Source organism: Mesorhizobium argentiipisi (SeqCode), assembly GCF_037179585.1.
Taxonomy (GTDB): domain Bacteria; phylum Pseudomonadota; class Alphaproteobacteria; order Rhizobiales; family Rhizobiaceae; genus Mesorhizobium; species Mesorhizobium argentiipisi.
In genome coordinates, this window is record NZ_JAPYKO010000005.1 from 238,472 (window position 1) to 257,986 (window position 19,515).

12 protein-coding genes and 1 pseudogene are annotated in these 19,515 nt (G+C 61.7%); 6 read left to right on the forward strand and 7 right to left on the reverse strand.

Features of this window, described 5'->3' with window-relative positions; translation table 11 throughout:
- Nucleotides 1-55 precede the first annotated feature (55 nt).
- A complete protein-coding gene (locus tag O7A05_RS10835; protein ID WP_337093035.1) occupies nt 56-451 on the reverse strand; it encodes a hypothetical protein in 396 nt (131 codons plus the stop codon).
- Nucleotides 448-1,122, reverse strand: a complete 675-nt coding sequence (locus tag O7A05_RS10840; RefSeq protein WP_337093036.1) for a ParA family protein — start codon at nt 1,120-1,122, stop codon at nt 448-450. Before O7A05_RS10840 ends, O7A05_RS10835 begins: the two co-directional genes overlap by 4 nt.
- 535 nt (nt 1,123-1,657) lie before the next feature.
- Here O7A05_RS10840 and O7A05_RS10845 point away from each other — a divergent pair.
- The 6 genes and pseudogenes from O7A05_RS10845 to O7A05_RS10870 all read left to right on the forward strand — a co-directional run bounded on the left by O7A05_RS10845 (nt 1,658) and on the right by O7A05_RS10870 (nt 12,876).
- On the forward strand, nt 1,658-2,065 hold the full coding sequence (locus tag O7A05_RS10845; RefSeq protein ID WP_337093037.1) for a hypothetical protein: 408 nt from the start codon (nt 1,658-1,660) through the stop codon (nt 2,063-2,065).
- Nucleotides 2,062-4,290 (forward strand): relaxase/mobilization nuclease domain-containing protein, encoded by a 2,229-nt coding sequence (locus O7A05_RS10850; protein WP_337093038.1) that lies wholly within the window; start codon nt 2,062-2,064, stop codon nt 4,288-4,290. Before O7A05_RS10845 ends, O7A05_RS10850 begins: the two co-directional genes overlap by 4 nt.
- Before the next feature lie 881 nt (nt 4,291-5,171).
- On the forward strand, nt 5,172-5,945 hold the full coding sequence (locus O7A05_RS10855; protein WP_337093040.1) for a hypothetical protein: 774 nt from the start codon (nt 5,172-5,174) through the stop codon (nt 5,943-5,945).
- Nucleotides 5,946-6,058: 113 nt separating this feature from the next.
- A complete protein-coding gene (locus O7A05_RS10860; RefSeq protein ID WP_337093089.1) occupies nt 6,059-7,183 on the forward strand; it encodes an ATP-binding protein in 1,125 nt (374 codons plus the stop codon).
- Nucleotides 7,180-12,492, forward strand: coding sequence for a phosphorylase family protein (locus tag O7A05_RS10865; protein ID WP_337093042.1), 5,313 nt, complete (start codon nt 7,180-7,182; stop codon nt 12,490-12,492). Before O7A05_RS10860 ends, O7A05_RS10865 begins: the two co-directional genes overlap by 4 nt.
- 52 nt (nt 12,493-12,544) lie before the next feature.
- A pseudogene (locus O7A05_RS10870) lies at nt 12,545-12,876 on the forward strand (SLATT domain-containing protein).
- Between the two features lie 439 nt (nt 12,877-13,315).
- On the opposite strand, the gene O7A05_RS10875 reads toward O7A05_RS10870, so the two are convergent.
- Genes O7A05_RS10875 through O7A05_RS10895 form a run of 5 tightly spaced genes read right to left on the reverse strand, consistent with a single transcriptional unit; the run spans nt 13,316 to nt 19,473 of the window.
- Complete coding sequence (locus tag O7A05_RS10875) at nt 13,316-15,463, reverse strand: type IV secretory system conjugative DNA transfer family protein (protein WP_337093043.1); 2,148 nt, start codon at nt 15,461-15,463, stop codon at nt 13,316-13,318.
- Between the two features lie 12 nt (nt 15,464-15,475).
- A complete protein-coding gene (gene virB11, locus O7A05_RS10880; protein ID WP_337093044.1) occupies nt 15,476-16,501 on the reverse strand; it encodes a P-type DNA transfer ATPase VirB11 in 1,026 nt (341 codons plus the stop codon).
- A 1-nt stretch (nt 16,502) separates the two neighbouring features.
- Entirely contained in the window at nt 16,503-17,960 is a 1,458-nt protein-coding gene (virB10, locus tag O7A05_RS10885) for a type IV secretion system protein VirB10 (protein ID WP_337093046.1), read from the reverse strand.
- Nucleotides 17,960-18,757 carry a TrbG/VirB9 family P-type conjugative transfer protein gene (locus tag O7A05_RS10890; RefSeq protein WP_337093048.1) on the reverse strand — a complete coding sequence of 266 codons (798 nt, stop codon included), beginning with the start codon at nt 18,755-18,757 and terminating at the stop codon, nt 17,960-17,962. The genes virB10 and O7A05_RS10890 overlap by 1 nt, the downstream gene beginning before the upstream one ends.
- Nucleotides 18,754-19,473: a VirB8 family type IV secretion system protein gene (locus O7A05_RS10895; protein WP_337093049.1), complete on the reverse strand. Its 720-nt coding sequence runs from the start codon at nt 19,471-19,473 to the stop codon at nt 18,754-18,756. The genes O7A05_RS10890 and O7A05_RS10895 overlap by 4 nt, the downstream gene beginning before the upstream one ends.
- Nucleotides 19,474-19,515: the final 42 nt, after the last annotated feature.

Below are 19,515 nucleotides of genomic sequence, written 5' to 3' on the forward strand. Positions count from 1 at the left end.
AAAGAGCCGTAACCGGCCCCATCACCCGATGGGACAGCGACATCCGGCAAGCGGCTTATCCCTTCGGCAGTTTATGCTTGTGGGTGTGGATGTAGTCCTGCACCGCCTTGCGCAGCAACTCGGTCATGCTGTGTCCGTTGTTGATCGCCAGCAGCTTGAACTGGCGCTGCTCTACAGCGGTCAGATAATAACCGCAGCGCACCATCTCCTCCTCCCGCATTTTCTTTCCGGCGATCGGGTCCTTCTTCTGGCCCTGCCGCACCAGTTTGCGAAAATCGGGTGGAGTGGCCGATGCCGGCTCGGCCGGTTGCATCGCCGCTGATTTAGCCTTTGCCTGCGGTGTCTCGGCTTTCGGCGGAATAAACATGCTTGGAAGGGCCGGCGGCTGTGTCGAGATCGCCTTCATCATGCGGGCTTTCTTGTCGGCGCCGGCCTTGGTTTCGTCGATCATGCCACATGCCTCGTTGCTTCAATGAAGGTTTTCAGGACGTCGTCAAAGACGCCCTCGCTCTCGGCAATCGCCTTGGCGTCGGGTTCCGTCGGGGTGTAAAGCGTCTGTCCGGTCTGGAGATCGCGATAGGCGACGCGGTTGTGGAGCATGTGCTCGGCGACCGGCGTGCCGTTGGCCTGGATGATGGCGCGCAGCTCGGTCAAGGCGCGCGCCCTGCCATCGATGATCGTCTGTTTCGTCAGCACGAACACCGTCGGCAGTGGCCGGCCACGGCTTTCGACGGCGAGCGGAATATAGTGATCGGTGACCTGGATGGCGGCGGTTACGTCATCGAGCGCGAAATAGATCGGTACGACGACGATATCGGCCGCGTACAGTCCGGCCATGAGATTGTCATTGGTGGTGCCTTCGGTGTCGATCAGGACGACGGAGCGCTCGCTGTTGTGCCGGACAGCGGCTTCGACGATTTCCTGCGGGGTCATCGCGCTGACCAGTTGGAGGCTGTCGGGACGATTGCCGGCGTCACCCAGCATCTGGAACCACCGGCTCATGTTCTGACGACGGTCGCCGTCGATGAGGGTGACCGAATAGCCTCGGTGCAGCGCGACGGACGCGAGCGCGCGTAGCATGGTGGACTTGCCAGTGCCTCCCTTGGGGATCACAGCGGACATGATCAAGGCGGCCTCCTTCCCGGGTAACGGTCCATGTTTCTTTGTCTCCATGTTAACATGGAGACAAATCATCAACTCATCATGGACACATCGTATCATTATCACGTTCGAGACATCGCACTATATTGCGACGGCGACACGTCCGTTTGTCAACAGAAGCGGTGCAGCGATGGAAGGCCCCTTCAAGGGCCAATCATCAACGCAGCGGCTATTTCCAGGCGGGAGAAAGACTGGCCGGCCCCGCACACCCTCCTGCCACTGGCGCGATTGCAAGCCAGCATGGCCACCGCTTCCGGGTATGGTAAGGTCGGATTTGTCTCCATGTTAACATGGAGACAAATCATCAACGACGCATCTTGGAAACTTTATGACGGACTGCGATGGGGCATGTTGCAGGCGGCGGCCCGGCGGCTTCGAGTGGAAATCCGCGCGCCCTTTCTTGCTCTTCTATTGGCAGGATAGCCTATTTTGTGATACACACAAAATAGGCGGCGCAGCCCTAACGGGCCTTAGCGCCCGCAAGCGGGCTTGAGAGATGGATGCAGACGCTCAGAAAGCTGCGGTGAAGAGCGCGTCACGACGCTATGGCGAGGTGACGCACATCCGGTTTTCGGCTGACGAGCTGGCCAGTCTCAAAGCCATTGGGGAACGGGAGGGCGCAACCGTCAGTGAGGTCGTCCGACGTCTGGTGCGGGCTGAGGCCGGACATCTGCCTGTCGCGTCAGAGGCGTTGCGGCCGGCGATCGTGGACATGGCCGATCAGCTGCGGCGCGTCGGCGTCAATTTCAATCAGGCCGTGCGCGCCATGAACCACGGCCGTGTTGCCCATGATGAGGATCTTGAGCAGGCTTTGATGGCGGTAGGCAACCTGGTGCGGCAGTTCCGCGAGGAACTGAAGGTGATGACTGGCGGCTCCCGCAAGGCGCGGGAGGCCAGGTCATGAGCGGCCGGCTTGCTGGCTACGCAGCCGAAATCGAACGCTACCTTCGGGGCGCTGCCGGCGTGAAGCGTGAGGAGCTGGACGATGACAAGTCACTGACGGGCGCCCGACGCGAGGCCAGTGAATTCCAGGCGATGAAAAGTTATGAACGGACCGGTGGCGGGGGACGGGTCGGGCAAGGACAAGCCGGCTCGTTCGTAAGTGGCGGCAGGAATGCCCCTCGTTCGTCGCCGGGAGGGACAGGAGGAGGCTCCGTCCCCAGCGGTGCTGCGAAATCCGCGACGGCTGCTGCGACCTCTAGCGCGCCGATCATGGTCTATGGCGCCACGCTCGCCGGTTTCCGGCCGGAAGAGGAGGAGGAAGACTGGAAGCGGCGCGGCGGCGGCGGCGGCCGTAGTGCGGGTCGCGCGAGCGCTACAGGACGGGCGGCGCGGGTCACCTATCAGGCGCGCGCCGTGGCCGCACGGGCAGGCTATGCGGCGGGCGCGCAGGCTGCTGTGTTCAAGGTTATGCCCAATCCGCCCTCGACCAACGAAGCCGCCGCTAGGCTGCTCAATTACATCGGGAAGCGCGAGGACGAAAAAGGCGAGAAACACGACATCGAGATTTTCGACGAGGACGGACAGGTTCTCGCGACAGGTGGCGCACGAAAGGCGTTCCTGGAAACGTTTTGCGAGACGTTCGAACCGCCCTTGGAAAACACCAATTTTATCGAGGTTCGTTTCAAGCTCGCTGGCGAGGTCACCGATGCCGCCTTGAGCGAGGCGATGAATAAGGCCTTCGGAGCAAAACCGTTCATTTACGCTCAAGATGGACACACGGTGCAGGTATACGCACACACCGATGAGCGGGCCGGGCCGCTTGCGAGAGTCCTGGCCGGTGGGCGGGAAAATTCGCGCAGCAAGGCGCTCGATAAGATCGAGGCACGCTTGTCCGAGGCCATGGGCGCGGCGGGGGTGGTAGCCAAGGCAGAGGTGATGGCGGCCGTCAGCCGTGAACCCAAAGCGAAATATTTCCTGCAGAAGTTCATCCGCACCCACAGCCAGGTCCGCCACGCAAATGGCGAGCCCGTGCCTGGGGCGAAGAATTCCACCAAGGCAGCGGCTTCGGTCTATGAACAATGGCGCCCGCAGTTTTCGGGGCGTGAGCGCCGCAATGCCTATCACCTGCTTTTCTCGGCAAAGGCCGGCACCGATGCCAACGCCGTCATGACCGCGGCGCGCGCCGTGCTCGAGGAGCGCGCGCCAGGGTACAAGTTCGTCCTGGCGCATCACAAGGACACCAAGCACGTCCATATCCACGCGATGGTGCAGGCGCGGTCAGCCGACGGCGAGCGCCTGAAATTCTACAAGCCAGATCTGGCAGCCTGGCGCGAGACATTTGCGGAAAAAGCACGCGAGAACGGCATTGCGATGGTGGCGACGCGGCGCATGGATCATGCGATGACGCGGCCCTTCACGAAGGAGCATGCCGGAGCCTACAGCCGCGCCCAGAGCGATCCGCGCTACCAGGTCAGCGCCAGGACGATCGAGCGGGTGGAGGCCAAGCGGCAACGCCGTTTGGATGGACAATCCCTTGTCGTTAACGGCGATGCAATCGCTGCCGCATGGCAAAAGACTGTGACGACGATGCGGACTGCGGGCGTAGTCGGTCAGGCTCTCACGGCAGCGGAGTCGATCGGCAACAATTTTCTGCGGTTCCGTCGCGATCGGACAGGGGAGGGGCAGCCAGGTCCTGCCGCGGGTCGCGGAGCTGATCAATCGGGGCAGAAGTCTTTCCTGTCCCATCCCGGTATGAGAGAATTGAATGCACTGATAGGAGATTTGAACATGGCGCAAACCCCCTTGGAAATGCGGCGTCAGATGGCCCGCGTCAATCAGGCTCTGGACAACATGCGCGAGACGCTGCCGCCGGCGCATCAAGGACAGTTCGAACAGTATCGTGAAGAGGTGAACGACAAGATGCACGATCGTCTCGCGCGGCTGCAATTCGAGCGGCAGCAACAGCGTCGTGGTGGTGGCAGTGGCGAGCCGATCCCCGAGCGCGAGGCGCGAGGGCGAGACCTTCCAACTCGGGACGATCCCCGCCAGCCGGAGCAGCCACGCACAGGCACCGAGCAGCAGAAGGTGGGAGCCAAGCAGAAGGACGCGAACAAACAGAAGGCACGGCAGTCAGAAGAGCAGGACCGCAAAACACAGCGCTCGAACGATAACGATTACGAGCGCTGAGCAAAGATTGCTTGCCGGCCCTCTGAAGCGCGGGAGCGTGCGGAGAACTGTCGCCGAGACTCGTTCTGCCTCGGAGGTTCAGGATCAAGAGCCACGCATCTCATTGGGAGGATGATATTGAAATCCGCTAACCTGCCGCATCGCGGGTGATCAGATGCTGGTCCCGTTTCCGGCGAGCGCAAAAGGCATTCGTCAATGAAGCTGATGCACGACGCGGCATTGGCCACCCATCAGCCTGCGGCGCTGCTACCCATGATCGTCGGTGGAGGAAAGCCCGGACTAACGCCTCGATCATTTGTGAGGCGGCTGCGACGTTCCCGGTTACGCTGACCGGATCCGTTGGAGATCTTCGTATTCACGTTGATGACCCATCCGTGACCATCATTGATCGCGTTGCGAATGGCTGCAATGCGCCTAAATCGGCCGTACATCGCGTGTGAAGTGCCCCCCGAAAGCGGCCGTAGCCTTAGGCCCACCTTGTGGCGGGTCGGGCGCAATAGGCGCCGCCGCGATGGCGAGGATGAGTCGCATTTGATTTCGTTCGAGGGCAACGATTCGACGGGTGACTGATAAGTAACGATAGTAGTCCGGCAGAGTGCCAAGGCATGATGACGGCGAACGCGCACCAGTTGAATGAGAGGTAGTCTTAGATGCAGGGTTTGACGACCTGTCCGGTGTGCCAGGGGGCGTTCGGCCGATGCCGAGAGCGTGCGACGCCTCGCGATGCGTCCGCATTCGATTGCGACGGTTGTGGCGCGTTCGAGATTAGCCGGACGGCCCTGGTGACATGGTTCGAGCCTAACCGTCATCGCCTTACCGCCCTCCAACGGTCGGCGCTCAGCCACGCGTTGCGAACGGCATCGCGTGGGACATCGCCTCTGATGATCACTACCGACTGGATGGAGCGCTTCTTGCCAAGCGCGCGACTGCCAACGCCCGCGACGCAAGTTGCCAATCTCATCGCGCATGTCGGCGATGTCATGGCGGAGACCGGAGAAGGATGCTTTCTTGACGATGTCGTCGATACGCCGCTCGTCGGGGCCTTCAACCGGACCATGTTCGACGCGCTTCTGAAGGAGGTTCGCGAGCGCGGCCTGGTCACGGCGGTCGGTAAAGCGAGTGTGCCAAATCCTCGGGATGTCGGCGTCCTCCAGGGCACGCTGTTCGGACTCTCGCTGGAAGGGTGGGAACGCTACGAAGCCGAGAAGCGTGGCAAATTTGCTGGCCGCTACGGCTTCATCGCGATGAAGTTCGGCGATGCGGTGCTCGACCCGTTCGTCGAAACCGTGGTGAAGCCCGCGATCCGCGATGCCATCGGCTTCGATCTCGTTGACCTGCGCAATGTCTCGCGAGCGGGTGTCATCGACAACATCCTGCGGGCACAGATTCGCGATGCGGCCTTTGTGCTGGTCGATCTCACCCATGACAATGCCGGCGCGTATTGGGAAGCCGGGTATGCCGAGGGGTTGGGTAAACCGGTGATCTACCTGTGCGAGCAATCGAAGTTCGATGCCGCGAAAACGCATTTCGATACCAATCATTGCACGACCGTGATGTGGTCGGCGGCAGAGCCCGCCCCGTTCGTCGAAGCACTGGTCGCGACGGCACGGCGCTCGCTCAACCTGTTTCCCGACATGGTCGCGGCCGGCCATTGATTATGCTGAGCTTACCCCATATTATCGAAATCAGGTAAACTTTGCTAAGGTTCCTCGAATTGGACGCTCGTCTCAACCCCTATGCGCCAGGCGCCGGTACGCCCCCGCCCGAATTGGCTGGGCGAGACGACATCATTGAGCGCGCTGCAGTCGCGCTCGATCGGATTCGTGCGGGGAGGTCGGCGCGGAGTGTCGTGCTCTATGGGCTGCGCGGGGTCGGCAAGACCGTCTTGCTGAACCGGATTCGGCTCGACGCCGAGACACGCGGGATCGCCAGCGTGCGAATCGAGGCGCCAGAAGAACGATCACTACCCGCGCTGCTCGCCCCCGCCCTTAGAGCCGCGCTCTTCCGGCTGCGCCGAATTGATGCCGCCAAAGCGGGCTTGGGGCGGGCGATGAAGGCGCTTGCCGGTTTCGCGGGCGCGCTGAAGATCAAATATGCCGATATCGAGGTTGGCCTCAATATCGATCCTGAGCACGGCCTCGCCGACAGCGGCGATCTCGACACGGATCTGGCCGATCTGATCGCCGCGGTGGCAGAGGCCGCCGCCGAGCGTGCCACGGCGGTCGTCCTGTTCGCCGATGAGCTGCAATATGTGCCTGAAGATCAGCTCGCCGCGCTGATCATGGCGCTGCACAGTGCCAACCAGGCGCAACTGCCGATCACGATGGTGGCCGCTGGCCTTCCGCAACTGCTAGGCTCAATGGGCCGCGCCAAATCCTACGCGGAGCGGTTGTTCGAGTTCATCGCGATCGACCGGCTCGACGCAGATGCCGCGCGCGATGCGCTCCGCCTCCCGGCGCAACGCGAGGGCGTTGAGTTTTCTGACGAGGCCGTCGGCATCATTCTCGATAAGAGCAGCGGTTACCCCTATTTCCTTCAGGAATGGGGCAAGCATAGCTGGAACGTGGCGGACGCTTCCCCGATCGATGGCGACGATGCTCGCCGGGCAACCGATGAAGCGCTGGCCGATCTGGACGCGAGTTTTTTTCGGGTGCGGTTCGACCGGCTGACGCCTGCCGAAAAGGGCTATATGCGGGCCATGGCGGAGCTTGGCCCGGGACCGCATCGTTCCGGCGATGTCGCCGCGCAACTGGGCCGCCAGGTGACCACCGTCGCGCCGATACGCAACGCCCTGATCGCGAAGGGCATGCTGTACAGTCCTGCGCATGGCGATACCGCCTTCACGGTGCCGCTGTTCGACAGCTTCATGCGCAGGATCATGCCCTCGCCATGACTTACAGGTCTGCTGCCGACATTCTGGAGGAAGCAGACCGGCGCGGCATGCGCCGGGCGTTTGTCGTGACCGCAATGATGCTCGAGATGGAGGCGGTCCAAAGTCATATCGACCATCTGGGCTCCGTCAGTGGCGAGGACGGCGCCGTATACGAATGCGGCGTCTTCTCCGATCTTGGTCAAGACTGGCTGGTGGTGGTCACTGAAACGGGAGAAGGCACCCATGCGGCGCTGAGTGCCGTCAGCTATGCCCACCGAGCGTTTGCGCCCTTCGAAGTGATGATTTTGGTTGGTGTAGGCGGCTCACGCAAGGAAGAGGCACCGATCGGAAGTGTGGTTGCCTCCGAGCATGTCTACATGCCGTATAGCGCCAAATATGGACCGAAAGGTCGTTCCAGCCGGCCCCGCTCATTTCAACCGGACAGCCGTCTGATCGGTATCGCCAAAAAAATCCGTCGGGAAAAGAAGGGCTGGCCGACCCGCATTCGCGATCCACTCGACTGCGTCCTGCCGCCGCGCGATACCTACCCAGTCGATTATCCGCCGATCGGCCTGGTGAAGCCGATCGCGTCGATCGAGGCGGTTCTCGACGATCCCAAAAGCGAACTCGAGGCGCTGATCGCCGAGGGTTATGGCGATACCTACGTCGTCGAAATGGAAGGCTATGGGGCGATCTATGCTGCCAGCCGGGAACGAACACCCGGCATAGTCGTCCGCGGCGTCTCGGACATGACGCAGGGAAAGTCGCCAGAGGACGACGCGCTTCGGCAACCGATCGCGGCGGCGCACGCGGCGGCTTTCGCGTTCGAGATGTTGAGCCATTGGGGCCAGATTTATCCGCGATCGGGTAGCGGCGGCGACACGGCGGCGGTGCAGCTCGGCGCGCCGGAAACACCGGTCACGGCGGTTATCGAGGTCGCGGAGGTCGCGGCCGATACCACGCCCGACGTCGCGGCCACGGAGGCGGAGCCCGCTACAGCGAAACCAGAGCCGTCTGTCAGCGCAGATGTGGTGATCAACCTCAATGCGCAGATGGAAGAGGTGACGCCTGAATGGATCGCGACGCTACAGACGGCGCTGCGAGAAATCTGCGGCACGGATGATATCCTGGTGGTTCGCGCGGCGGCGGGCTCGGTACGGCTATTCGTCGCCGATCCAACAGGAGCGCTGCGAGCGGTCCGCAGAATCGCCTTGCGGGAAGGACTGCTGACGAATGCGGATATCGAGCTGATCGGTGTGATGGCTGTGGCCGATGCCGTAGCGCTCGACGCCTCGATCGCGAATCTGGTGGCCGCATCGGCCGACCTTATGGCGTGGCCGCAGACGCTGCCCGATGGCGAATGGATCGAGCGCCCCGAACTGGAGACGCTGGTAGAGCGGATCGAGGGCCAGGTGTCGAGCACCAGCGTTGTGCTGGGGCCGCCGGGTGCTGGCAAATCGGCGCTGCTGGCAGCACTGGCGCACCGCTATGTCGAGCGAGGCTGGCCGGTCCTTGGTATCAAGGCGGACGCGCTCGACCCCGATATCGCAACCGACACCGATCTGAGGGATCGGCTCGGCCTGGAGAGGTCGGCCGGCACCGTCGTCGAACAGGTCGCGACATTCCGGCCCATCCTGGTGATCATCGACCAGCTCGATGCCCTTGCGGGCTATCTCGATATTCGGACGGCGCGGCTCAGCCTTCTGCTCAATCTCGTGCGGCGGATCGGCAGGCTCGACAACGTCCACGTCATCCTCTCGGCCCGGCTCTTTGAGTTCAATCATGACACCCGGCTGCGCGCGGTTCAGGCTGAACAGGTAGCGCTGGCGCTGCCACCCTGGAGTACCGTGGTCGAGCTGCTCGATCAGCACGGCGTGCAGGCGGGCGGCTGGCCGCCCGATGCCCAGGAATTGATGCGCACGCCGCAGGCTTTGTCGATCTACCTCCAGCTTCGCAGCAGCCGCGAGTCCGAGCCATTCGACAGCTACCAGGCGATGCTGGAGCGGCTTTGGGAGGAGCGGGTTCTGGCGGGCGAAGACGGCCCTCGTCGTGCCCGGCTGCTCGCCGATATCGCGGACCACATGGCCCAGGAGGAAAGCCTGTGGCTGGCTGCCGCCCGGTTCGATGATCACCGCGCCGACCTGAAGGCGCTTGAAGCCGTCGGCATTTTGACCGCCGTCGATGGCAGTGTTGGTTTCAGTCATCAGACGCTGTTCGATTTCGCGCTCGCGCGCAGCTTCGCCCGTGAGCCCGGACGACTATCGAAATATGTGCTTGAGCGGCAGAGTTCGCTGTTTCTGCGGCCGAAGTTGTGGGCCGGGCTTACCTATCTGCGGGGCGTCGATCGCAACGCCTATCTAGTCGAGCTCGAAGCAATCTGGGCGGCGCCGGATCTGCGCCGGCATCTGCGCTTCCTGCTGATCGACTTCCTCGGCCATGAGGCCGCACCGACGGATCGCGAGGCGCTGCTGATGGAGCAGGCGCTTGCGCTTCCGGCTGAACGCTGGCGCACCTTTCGTGCGCTGAGCGGAAGTCGCGGCTGGTTCGAGCGGTTTGCCCATAGCTTCATCAGTGAGGCGATGACGGCGCACGACCGATCGGCGGACCGGATGATCGAAGTGCTGTCTCGCGCCTGGCCTTTTGCGTCGGCGAAAGTGGCGGCGCTGGTGGCGGACCGATGGTTGCCGGACCCGGCCTATGATGCGCGCGCTTGGGTAGTGGTTCAGAATGCTACCGATTGGACCGATCAGGTCACCGACATAGCCTGCACGGTTATAGCACGAACCGACATCGCGCCGATGATGATCGATCATGTCGTGGCGACGATCGGGATCGACCATCCCGAGCACGCATTGCGATTGGTGCGAACGCGGCTTGAACGGCAACTCCGCATCGCGGAGGGCGAGGCGGCCGAGAAAGCCAAGGTCCCCAAGCCCAAATTCGAGAAATATGAGGACCACTTTGTGTGGTTCATCAAGAACGACCCGCGCGATCCGATCAAAAAGCTGATTGAGGAGCGGCAGGAGTGGGACAGCCTGCCCGCGCTGGCTGAGCAGTCTCCGGTCGTCTTTATCGAAACGCTTTGGCCATGGTTCCGCTCGGCGTTCGAGACGCTCGCGCGCTTCGTCGAGGAGCGTGAAGGTTATCTCGGCTATCCATTGCCGAGCGCGGGCAACTTCCACTTCGATGAAGAACAGGCCGACGGCCTGCCCGAACCGGCGCTGCTTAACGCGCTTCGCGTCGCAGTTGAGCAATGGGCTGCTGCGGACAAAGACGCGTTTCTTGCTTGGGCAAATGTGCAGACGGAGATCGCGCTGGCACCGGTGCAACGCCTCGTTGCCCACGCCTTCGCCCATCTCCCTGCGCTCTACGCCAAGGATGCATTGGGCTATCTTCTCGGTGATCCGCGCCGCTTCTGCCTTGGCACCGCCGGGACATTGAGCAGCACGACAAAGGGACTGGTCGCGGCGTCCGCCCATTATTGGACACCGGACGACGTAGCCCGCTTCGAAGCGGCGATGACTGGTTTCGCGCCGCCGCCCCCGCCGGACCAGACAAAGCCGGAAGATCGTCGTTCTTGGCGCCGCGCGGTTCGGCGCGTCCAGCTCGACTTGCTGCGAGCCCTCCCGAAACACCAGATGAGCGCTGCCGCGCGCCGGCGCGTCACCGAAGAGCAACGTGTCTTTGGGAACCGTGACATTGGCTCCCGTTTCACCGAAGCGCGGATGATCGGTTCGCCGATGGATGCCGACGTGATCGCGCGCGCCAGCGATGACGATGTGGTCGGAGCGTTTGAGGTGCTGCCAGATGTGACGGGGTGGGATCACCCGCGGAGCTTCATGGTTGGGGGCAACATTCAGCTGTCGCGCGAGTTTGCAACGTTCGCCGCGCAGGATCCGGTCCGCGCGCGCCGCATCCTCGATCGTCTTGGACCCGACACCGGCACCCGCGCCGCCGGTTATGCGCTCGACGCGATGGCGGAGAGCGCCAATGGCGATGCTGTGATGTCTCTTCTGCGCGATGTGACTAAGCGCGGCTTTGACGGGGAAGAGTTTCGGGGCTCCGCGGCGCGTGCCATCGAGAAGCTGGTGCGGCGCAAGGAGCCGGTGCCCGATGACATTTTGGAGTTGCTTGAGGGCTGGCTCGTGATGCCGGCGCCAAGGGACGCCGGAGATGACGCTGATGCGTCGGACGACGAGGAGATTTTCGATAGCGCGGTCGAAGACCTAACCGAGAAGGCCGAATCCGATGGCGACAGTCTTCAGGAGAGCCTGATCTGGGGGCATGGCGGTTTGTCCATCATCCCGGGCGGCGCCTATCCGGTCGTCGAAGCGCTCACGCGGGCTCGATTGGCCCGGAAGGAGGGCGACCGCTTGATCGACACGCTCGAACGCTTCCTCGCCTGCGACAAAACCGTCGAGAATTGGGATCATCTGCTGCTGTTCCTGCCCCATATCGAAACCGCCGATCCGGCGCGCCGAACGGCGTTTCTGGAGCGGTTGTTCATCGAGGTCCCCGGCCTTGTGGGGACCAAGATGGCGGCGCATTATCTGGCAAACGCGCATTGGCATGAGGCTGCATTCGTCGACGCACAGCTTGATCGCTGGCGGGCTTCGGGCAGTCGTCGAGCCCGGATGGCCTATGGCGAGATTGTGGCTATCGCCGCCGTCGTGCAGCCCGCACTCGATTGGGCGCGCGCGCGTCTTGAAAAACTACTCGACGACGAAACGATGGGCGACGCGCGGGTTGGAGCCGTGCATTCGGCGGCCAATCTGTGGGCCGATCCGAACCATCGGTCACACGCGAACCCGATCCTCGTTCGCGGGCTGGAGCGCGGACCCGCCGCGGTCTGGCCGGCGGTATTCGATGTGTTTCGGCTGGTCGACGAGCTTTCACCCGATGCCGAGACGGCCGCTCTGCTTACGACGATCGCCGATCGCCTCACCAGCGAGGCCCGGGTCGACGCCACCTTTATCGTGGAGCGGCTCGCTTCGCTGCTGCCGCACCAGGCCCTTTTGGTTGCGCGGCTGTCCGAGCGCCTGATTGAGCATTGGCGCGATGATCTTGGCAATATTCAGACAAGCACGGCCTTTGCCGCTGCGGACCTCGTCAATCTAGCTGTCACTCTGCATCGATTGGGACCGGAAACACGCGACGTTGGCACGTCCCTGTTCGAGCTTCTGATCGAAATCGAATCCTATGCGGCGATGGAAACGCTCGAAGAGATCGATAGCCGATTTAGGGCGCGGCCGGCACCGTCCCGGCGTCGATTGCCGAGACGGCAGGCGCAAGCGCGGCGGACCAGGCGGCGCGCGACACGGCCAGCTTGATGCGTGACCCTGGAAGTTTTACGAGACGGTCGCGCTCGGGATTCTCAGTCTGATATACAACGCCTACCAGAAGGACCTTGACCCCGGCGCGCTCGCGCAACGGCACAGGGAGACCGCGTCCGACATCTGGAATGTCCGCAATCCTACCTTAGTCTGATCGCCGACGCATTGAATAACGCGGTGCCTGTCGACGAGCTCCGGACGAAGCGCGACGAGCTACAGACCAGCCTTCATGAAATCTATCGCGGCGCGCCGTTCACAGATGGCAAGGCCTACAGGAAGGCTCAGGCGTCGTTGAAGGACAATGAGGAGCTTATGTTTTCCGACAAGGAGATCGACGCCATGCTCCCCGCCACGCTGCGGCGGTCCGAGCGGTCAGCTTAACCCTGTCACAGCGGCATCAAGTCGATCACCGACGCTATGAGCGAAGGGTAGCTATCCAGTGTTCCTCGCCTGAAAGCTGCAGGGCCGGTTCCGGCCCAAATCGCGACATTTGCAGAATGCTCTAAGGCGGCTCCTGGCGCAACTTTGTCGTCCCGGAGCAACCGGCTCGAGGCCACTAGCCCGTGAAACTGAATTGCACCGAAGAGCGTTCGACCTAGCCCCTCGGCTCGGCATGGAAATCCTTCGACAGGAGCAAAGAGGTACATACCGTCCGACTTGTGGGCCGCGATTGTTCGCTTCCTTGCTCCAGTCGCGCGCCGACGTGTTGGTCAAGTCCCGTGCCGGAGGGAATCTCTGGCACCCCTTTACGTGGCTGCTGGCGCATCAAATGCGGCCCGTGCGGTTGGCTCGTTGTCGGCGATCGTCGTAGGTTGCTCGGCTAATCGACTAGATCAGGCAAAGCATCTTCGACGATTCTGAGATTTCGATCGAAAGTCTCGGTGTCGGATGCGTTGGCGCGCAGGGACTTCACGTTGTTCAGGATCGCCGCAACCGCCGCTTCTTTGTCGGGCGCTATGCGTGTCATCACCGCTTTGGCCGCCAAGGCGGAAAAATCTATGGCGGCATAAGCCGGTACGACTGCAGCGTCTGTTGCTTTCAGCCGTTCTTTTACGATTGCGCGCCGGCCTGGCGGTGGAGCTACAGAGCCCGCTTTTGCGGCAAATGTTGCGCCGCGCTGCAGGCGGGTCTGCAAGAGACCTGAGTGGTAGGCGGGTGGTGTCGGCACAATCGTCGGGAGCCCAGGAGATGGAACCGCCGCGGAAGCGTCCAAAGCAGGTCTTTTCGTGCGCGAAAACTCGACAGAGGCGGGCAGGGGCATGAACGCACGTTTGGCTAGCGGGGCGTCGGCGAAATAGAAATTGCGGGTGCCGAGGATCGGCAGTTCCCCACGCGGTAATATGATGACCTTGTTCTTGTCGAGCGTACGGATTTCGTCCGGCCGCATCAGGGGCCGCCGCACTTCCTTGCGGTGCTCCGAGCGCGTGTAATAAGTGTCGAACAACGTTGCCTTGGTGCGCGTCACGTCCTTTTGCACGTCCGACGTTTCGCCGAGCTGCTCGGAAACGTAGCGCAGATCGTCGGCGTCCTGCGCACCGAAAAAGATCTGCACGCGAGCAGCGTTGATGAGCGTCTTGCGCCCTTCCTGGCGATAGATCTCGTCTACGGCCTTCAGCGACTGCACGAAAAACCACATGGAAACGCCGTTGCCGCCAAGCACGCTCGCCATTTCGGTCACGTTCTCGAGCTTGCCGAGGTTCTGAAACTCGTCGAGCAGCACAAGCACAGGATGCTCGTCCGGACGCGGCATAGTTTCAGACATGAAGTTCATCATCTGCGTAATCAGGACGTTGAACAAAGGTCCAAGCGAGGTGATCTGCTCGCGCCGTACGTCGAGATAAAGAGAGATCCGCTCGCGCTTGAGCTTGCGAATATCGAACGTGCTACGCGAGGTAGCTCGCATCAGGCGCTCGTTGAGAAAGGGGGCCATGCCGGTCCGCACGCCGGCGTAAATTCCGGAAAACTGCCGCTCAGACATTTCGAAATATGGCAGCAGGGTTTGCAGCGTAAAATGCGAGCATTCGCGGCGGCGTTCCTCGCGTAGCGAGCCGATGAACTCCAGGAGTGGCTGCTCGGCACCGTTCATAATCTCGAGAATTGTAGAGAAGGTCTTCTTCTCGTTTAGGATCGCAGGCGATTCCATTACGAAGGATGCTATGCCGGTAAAGAGGAGGCGGGCATCGTTGACCCAATAGGGATCCGCGTTCGAAGGGGGGCGCGGAAACAGCGCCGCAGCGATGTTGCGGAGGTCGATGTCGCGCTGCGCTGAGTCCAGCGAGATGAAGTCCATCGGATTGTAGCATGCGGTGTTGCCGTCGGGATCAGCTGGCGCGAAGCGCACCACGCGGCTCAGGGTCGAACGGTAACCAGCGGTCGCCGCATAGGTCTCACCCCGCAGGTCGAGAACCACGAGCGAATGCGGCCAGGTCAAGGCATTCGGTATGATGAGAGACGTGCCTTTGCCGGAGCGCGGCGGCCCTATGACGAAGCCGCCGACATCATCGCCATCAATCCACAATTTCTTGCCACCAATCAGCTTGCGCCGCGTCAAGCGGATCTTGCAGGAACGCTGATCGCGGCCGGGCGACAGAATTTCGGCAAGCTTGCCGCCGACTCGCCCGACGAAGACGCCGCCAACTTTCGTCATGCCGGTTTTCGATACGTCGCTCATGGTCATGAAGCGAGAGTCATTGCGCCTTCTCGGGCGCATGAGAAACAAGCTCACAAGTGGCAAGAGAAACCCCAATGCTCCCGCCCCAAGGGCGTATTGCACCCGGTCAAAATTTCTCGCCATCGTGTCCGCCCAGGCCTGACCAACAACCGGCAGGGGCTTGGCGTTCAGCTGGTCGAACAGGACGTGGGAGCCAGTGTGGTACCAATCAGTCGCGGCATAGGCGACCGTGAAGAGCAGGACGCCCAAGGCCATCGCCATAAGCATCATGAAAATTGCTGTTGCGATTTTCTGCATGGTTGGGCCCCGCTAGATCGTCTCCGCCTTGGTGAACTTGATCTCGCTGATGCCGCGCCGGCCGCCTTCGGTGCGGACCATCTGGACGACCACCGGAATGACCTCGCGCAGGTAGTCGAGGATTTCACTCCGTGAGAGCCCCGTACTGCCCTGCATGACCATGAGCGCCAGCCGCTCGTAGGCGGACCGGGCGGAATTGGCATGAACGGTCGTGAGCGAACCCGGGTGGCCGGTGTTGATCGCCTGGAGGAACGCGAAGGTTTCAGCGCCGCGTAACTCGCCCAATAACAGCCGATCGGGTCGCATGCGAAGCGAGGCCTCGAGCAGCTGTTGCGCAGAGACTTTGGCAAGGCCCTGGTCGCCCTTCGAGGCTATCAGTGTGACGTTGTTGGCAGCCGGCAGCCTCAGTTCGCGGGTGTCTTCGATTGTGATGATCCGTTCATGGGCCGGAATCTCCTTTAAGAGCGCATTCAAAAACGTCGTCTTGCCAGTCGACGTCCCGCCTGAAACGACAATCGAGACACGGTTGCGCACCGCATATTGCAGGAACTCCATCGGCGACGTGTCATGCAACATTTCGACAAGTCGCTTTTCTTCGGTTGAAAGCGCCAGACCGCTGCCCATCGCCGTGTCCTCGAATGCGCCAAGATCCTTGTAGGCATCAAGGCTCATATCCATGATGACCTGCTTGCGAATCGAAATCGCCCCGCCTTCGGGCGCCGCGGGCGGCAAGATGCATTGGATGCGCTCACCCGAGGGTAGAGCAGCTGACAGGACCGGCTTTTCTTCGTTGATGACCTGATTTGTCGCCGAGGCGACGCCCGTCGAGATGTTGCGGATCCAGCCGGGCGTGACCTCGCGCTTGACGACATGCTCCATTTCCTTAGCGCCGAGGCGTTCGATGAACAATTCACCTGGCCTGTTGATCGCGATCTCGGACACCGCATCTTCGTTCAAATAGGACCATATTGGCTCCAAATGAGCGCGCAGGACCGGGGCTCTTACCCAAGGATCGGAGAGGGGATGCACGGCGTTCATTTCACCGGGCTCCATAGCCGGGATAAAAATGATTCTTTGGCGTCGCGTAAAGAGGCGTCGGATCGATCGCGGTCTTCGGCCGCCCACCTGCCTTCATTCGTGCAACTTCTTCCTGAACGGGATCGGCGTACAAATCCGAAAAATCGAGATCTCGCCGGACTAGCACGACAACCGATGTGCCCTGGTCGATATAAACTGTCGGGCCAATGTTCTGCGTGTCGCGAAACGCCTCTTGCGCGAGTTGCTGCAGGGCGGTCGATGACTTATCGAACGCGATGCCGCGGGCGTCGCGCTGCGAACCATTGCCACCATAAGTTACGGTCGTGGTCCCACCGGTTACGGGATCGATCGTCGACACCTGGCGCTGTTGTCCATCCTGGCTGCTGTCGCCAAGCGAGGACAGATATTCAGAGACGCCGCCAACCACGGAAAGCATGATGGCGTTGCCGTACCGTTCAACCCAGTGCGTATCGACATGGCCGCCCATGCCGCCGCGGCCGAGTGCATCCGCACCGGGCGACTTGATATCGACGGAAATGCCGTCCGAGCGGATGACTCTGTTCCAGACGATGAACACGCGCTTCTGACCGCGCGCAAGCCCCGAGCGGTATTCCCCGGTCAGGCGCGAGCCTTTCGGGATGAGAATCCGCCTGCCGTCGAGCGAGAAGACATCCTCACGCACGACAGCGCGCACGGCACCGGGAAGGTCGGTGTTGATTGCGGTTTCCAAATAGCCGCGAAGGATCGTTCCTTCAGGGATCAACGCATCGGTGCGTCGGAAGACCCTGGCTTTGACGATGCTGGAAGAACTTGCCTCAGACTGTGCCAGGAATGCCTTGTTGGGATCGCTGTCGGCGCCGGGGACCGGGATGATCTGACCGTCGGGCGCGATTTCTACCTGTGCCGCCTGGGCGCCGGTATCTGTCGAGCCGGTTTCACCATTTGTCACCATCTGGTTGGACCGTAGGCGTTCCCACACTGCCTTTTCATGCTCGGCTGCCTCAGCCTTGCGGCGAGCCTCGTCATCAGCCGCGGCCTTGCGGCGGGCTTCTTCCGCCTCGGCCTTGCGGCGAGCTTCCTCGGCCGCCATTTGTGCTTCCAGCGCCCGCCGCTGCGCATCGAGATCCGCGCCCTCCTGCACGGTCTGATCGACGTTGTCGGCTTGTTGCGTGCCCTTCTGGTCGTCAGCCGGTGGCGGCACCACGATCTGGTCGATCGTGCCGTCGGCAGGTTGAGGCGGCTCGTTCAACGCCGGCGGGCGGAACTCCGGCGGGTTGAAGTTTTCCTCGCCATCGCTGCGAAGATCGCGCGATACCGGCTCCCGAGGCCAGTTCAGCCATATCAGCGCGCCTACGAGCACCACGCCGAGGCCGACCAGAACGATCTTGGTACTTACGCCCGCTCCGCGGCGCACGACAGACGGGCTGCCATCCAGTTGGTTATAATCGATCTGGGTCATCACCGTCCTCCACTGGATCCGAACAGTGTGGAACCACCTGTCAGTTTCGCTGGACCGTAGACCTGCTCGACTGGATCGATAGCGTTGGGTCGGGCCCGGTTGTAGAGGCAGAGCGTCTTGCCATCGGCTCGCAAGGTGAATTGCCGTGCCACTTTGTCGATGACGGTGTATTTGCCCTGCGTGCGAACGTTGACGAGCGACTCATGGCGCTTGTCGTCGACAACAAAAATCGCCGGAATGTCACCCTTGAACTCCAGAAACACCTTCGTGCCGTCGTCGAATACGGTGCGCGGCTTCAAGCTGTCGTCGCCCTTATAGGCATAGTCATAGTTGAGATCGGCATAGTTCAGATCCTTCAAATCCGGATCGGCGGCGCTCTCCTTGGCCTGTGAGAGCAACCGCGCGTTGATATCCTCGTCCGGGTATTTGAACCGGACCTGGAAGGATGCCCGGTCGCGGCTATTGTCAGTTGCCTGCAGCAGCAGGGAATAGACGCGCCGGTTGGTGACCACGTTGACGTTGGTCCAAGCATCGCGCTCCAGCGGCTTGACAAACAGAAATCGCGATCCGCGTTTGGGGATGATCGACCAGCCTTTCGTGTCGCCGGCGGAGACAGTTTCGATGACTTCGGTCGGGCTGAGCTCGACCATCGTGGAAATGCCAAGAGCTGCACGCACCGACGTCACGTCGTCATTGTTGAAGGTGACATATCGGATGCGGCTGTCGCGTGCGGCCGCGCCGTGGATCGTGCCAAGCAGAAGGGCGGCTGACAGGACGAAGCTGACTCCCCATCTCATTGCAGGCTCCCCGCGGCCGGCGCCGATTCCTGATCGCGGCGGTAATCCGTAACCTGAAATCCCAGCGGGTTGTCGAAACGCCATTCGTTCTTGAGTGGCGTTGAAGTGTAGCGGAATTTTATCACCGCCACCCAATTGTCGGCCGTGGACGAATTGTCCCGCCGCGTCGTCGTGGCAAAGCGCACCGAGGCTGTGTTGCGATTGAGCAGGGAAACCGACTTGATCTCGACCGAGATGGTGGCATTGCGGCCATAGGTCTTGTCCAGCGATTGCGGATTTGCAGGTGTGTAAAGCCATGTCAAATCCTTGGACGCCGCGTCGGTCGAATAGAGCTGCGCCAGGTCGTAATTCTGTTTCAGTTCACGGGAATCGTATGTTTCTCGGGCACGAATATAGCGGACGAGATTTGCCGCCGTGACGGCTTCGTTCTGGGACAAATCTCCAGGCTTCAGCGCGCGCATGATCTCGAGGTAGCCCGTCGATTTGTCGACCTCGACAACGTACGGTTCGAACTGCCGGAGCGGCAGGATCAGCACGAGCGCAAGCAGCGACAGCACCGCCACCAGACCGGAAACGCCGCTGACGATCCATGCCAATGTACGCGATCGGCGCATTGACCTGTGCGTGTCGTCTTCCCAGGTCGCGCCCGCCCTGTAATAGCGTCTGTCGACGAGCTCGCTGCCGCTGTTACCAGCTGTTTCCGATGGAGTTGACACTTACTAGCTGCCTCGTTTGCGTGATGCATCCTGATCCATGGC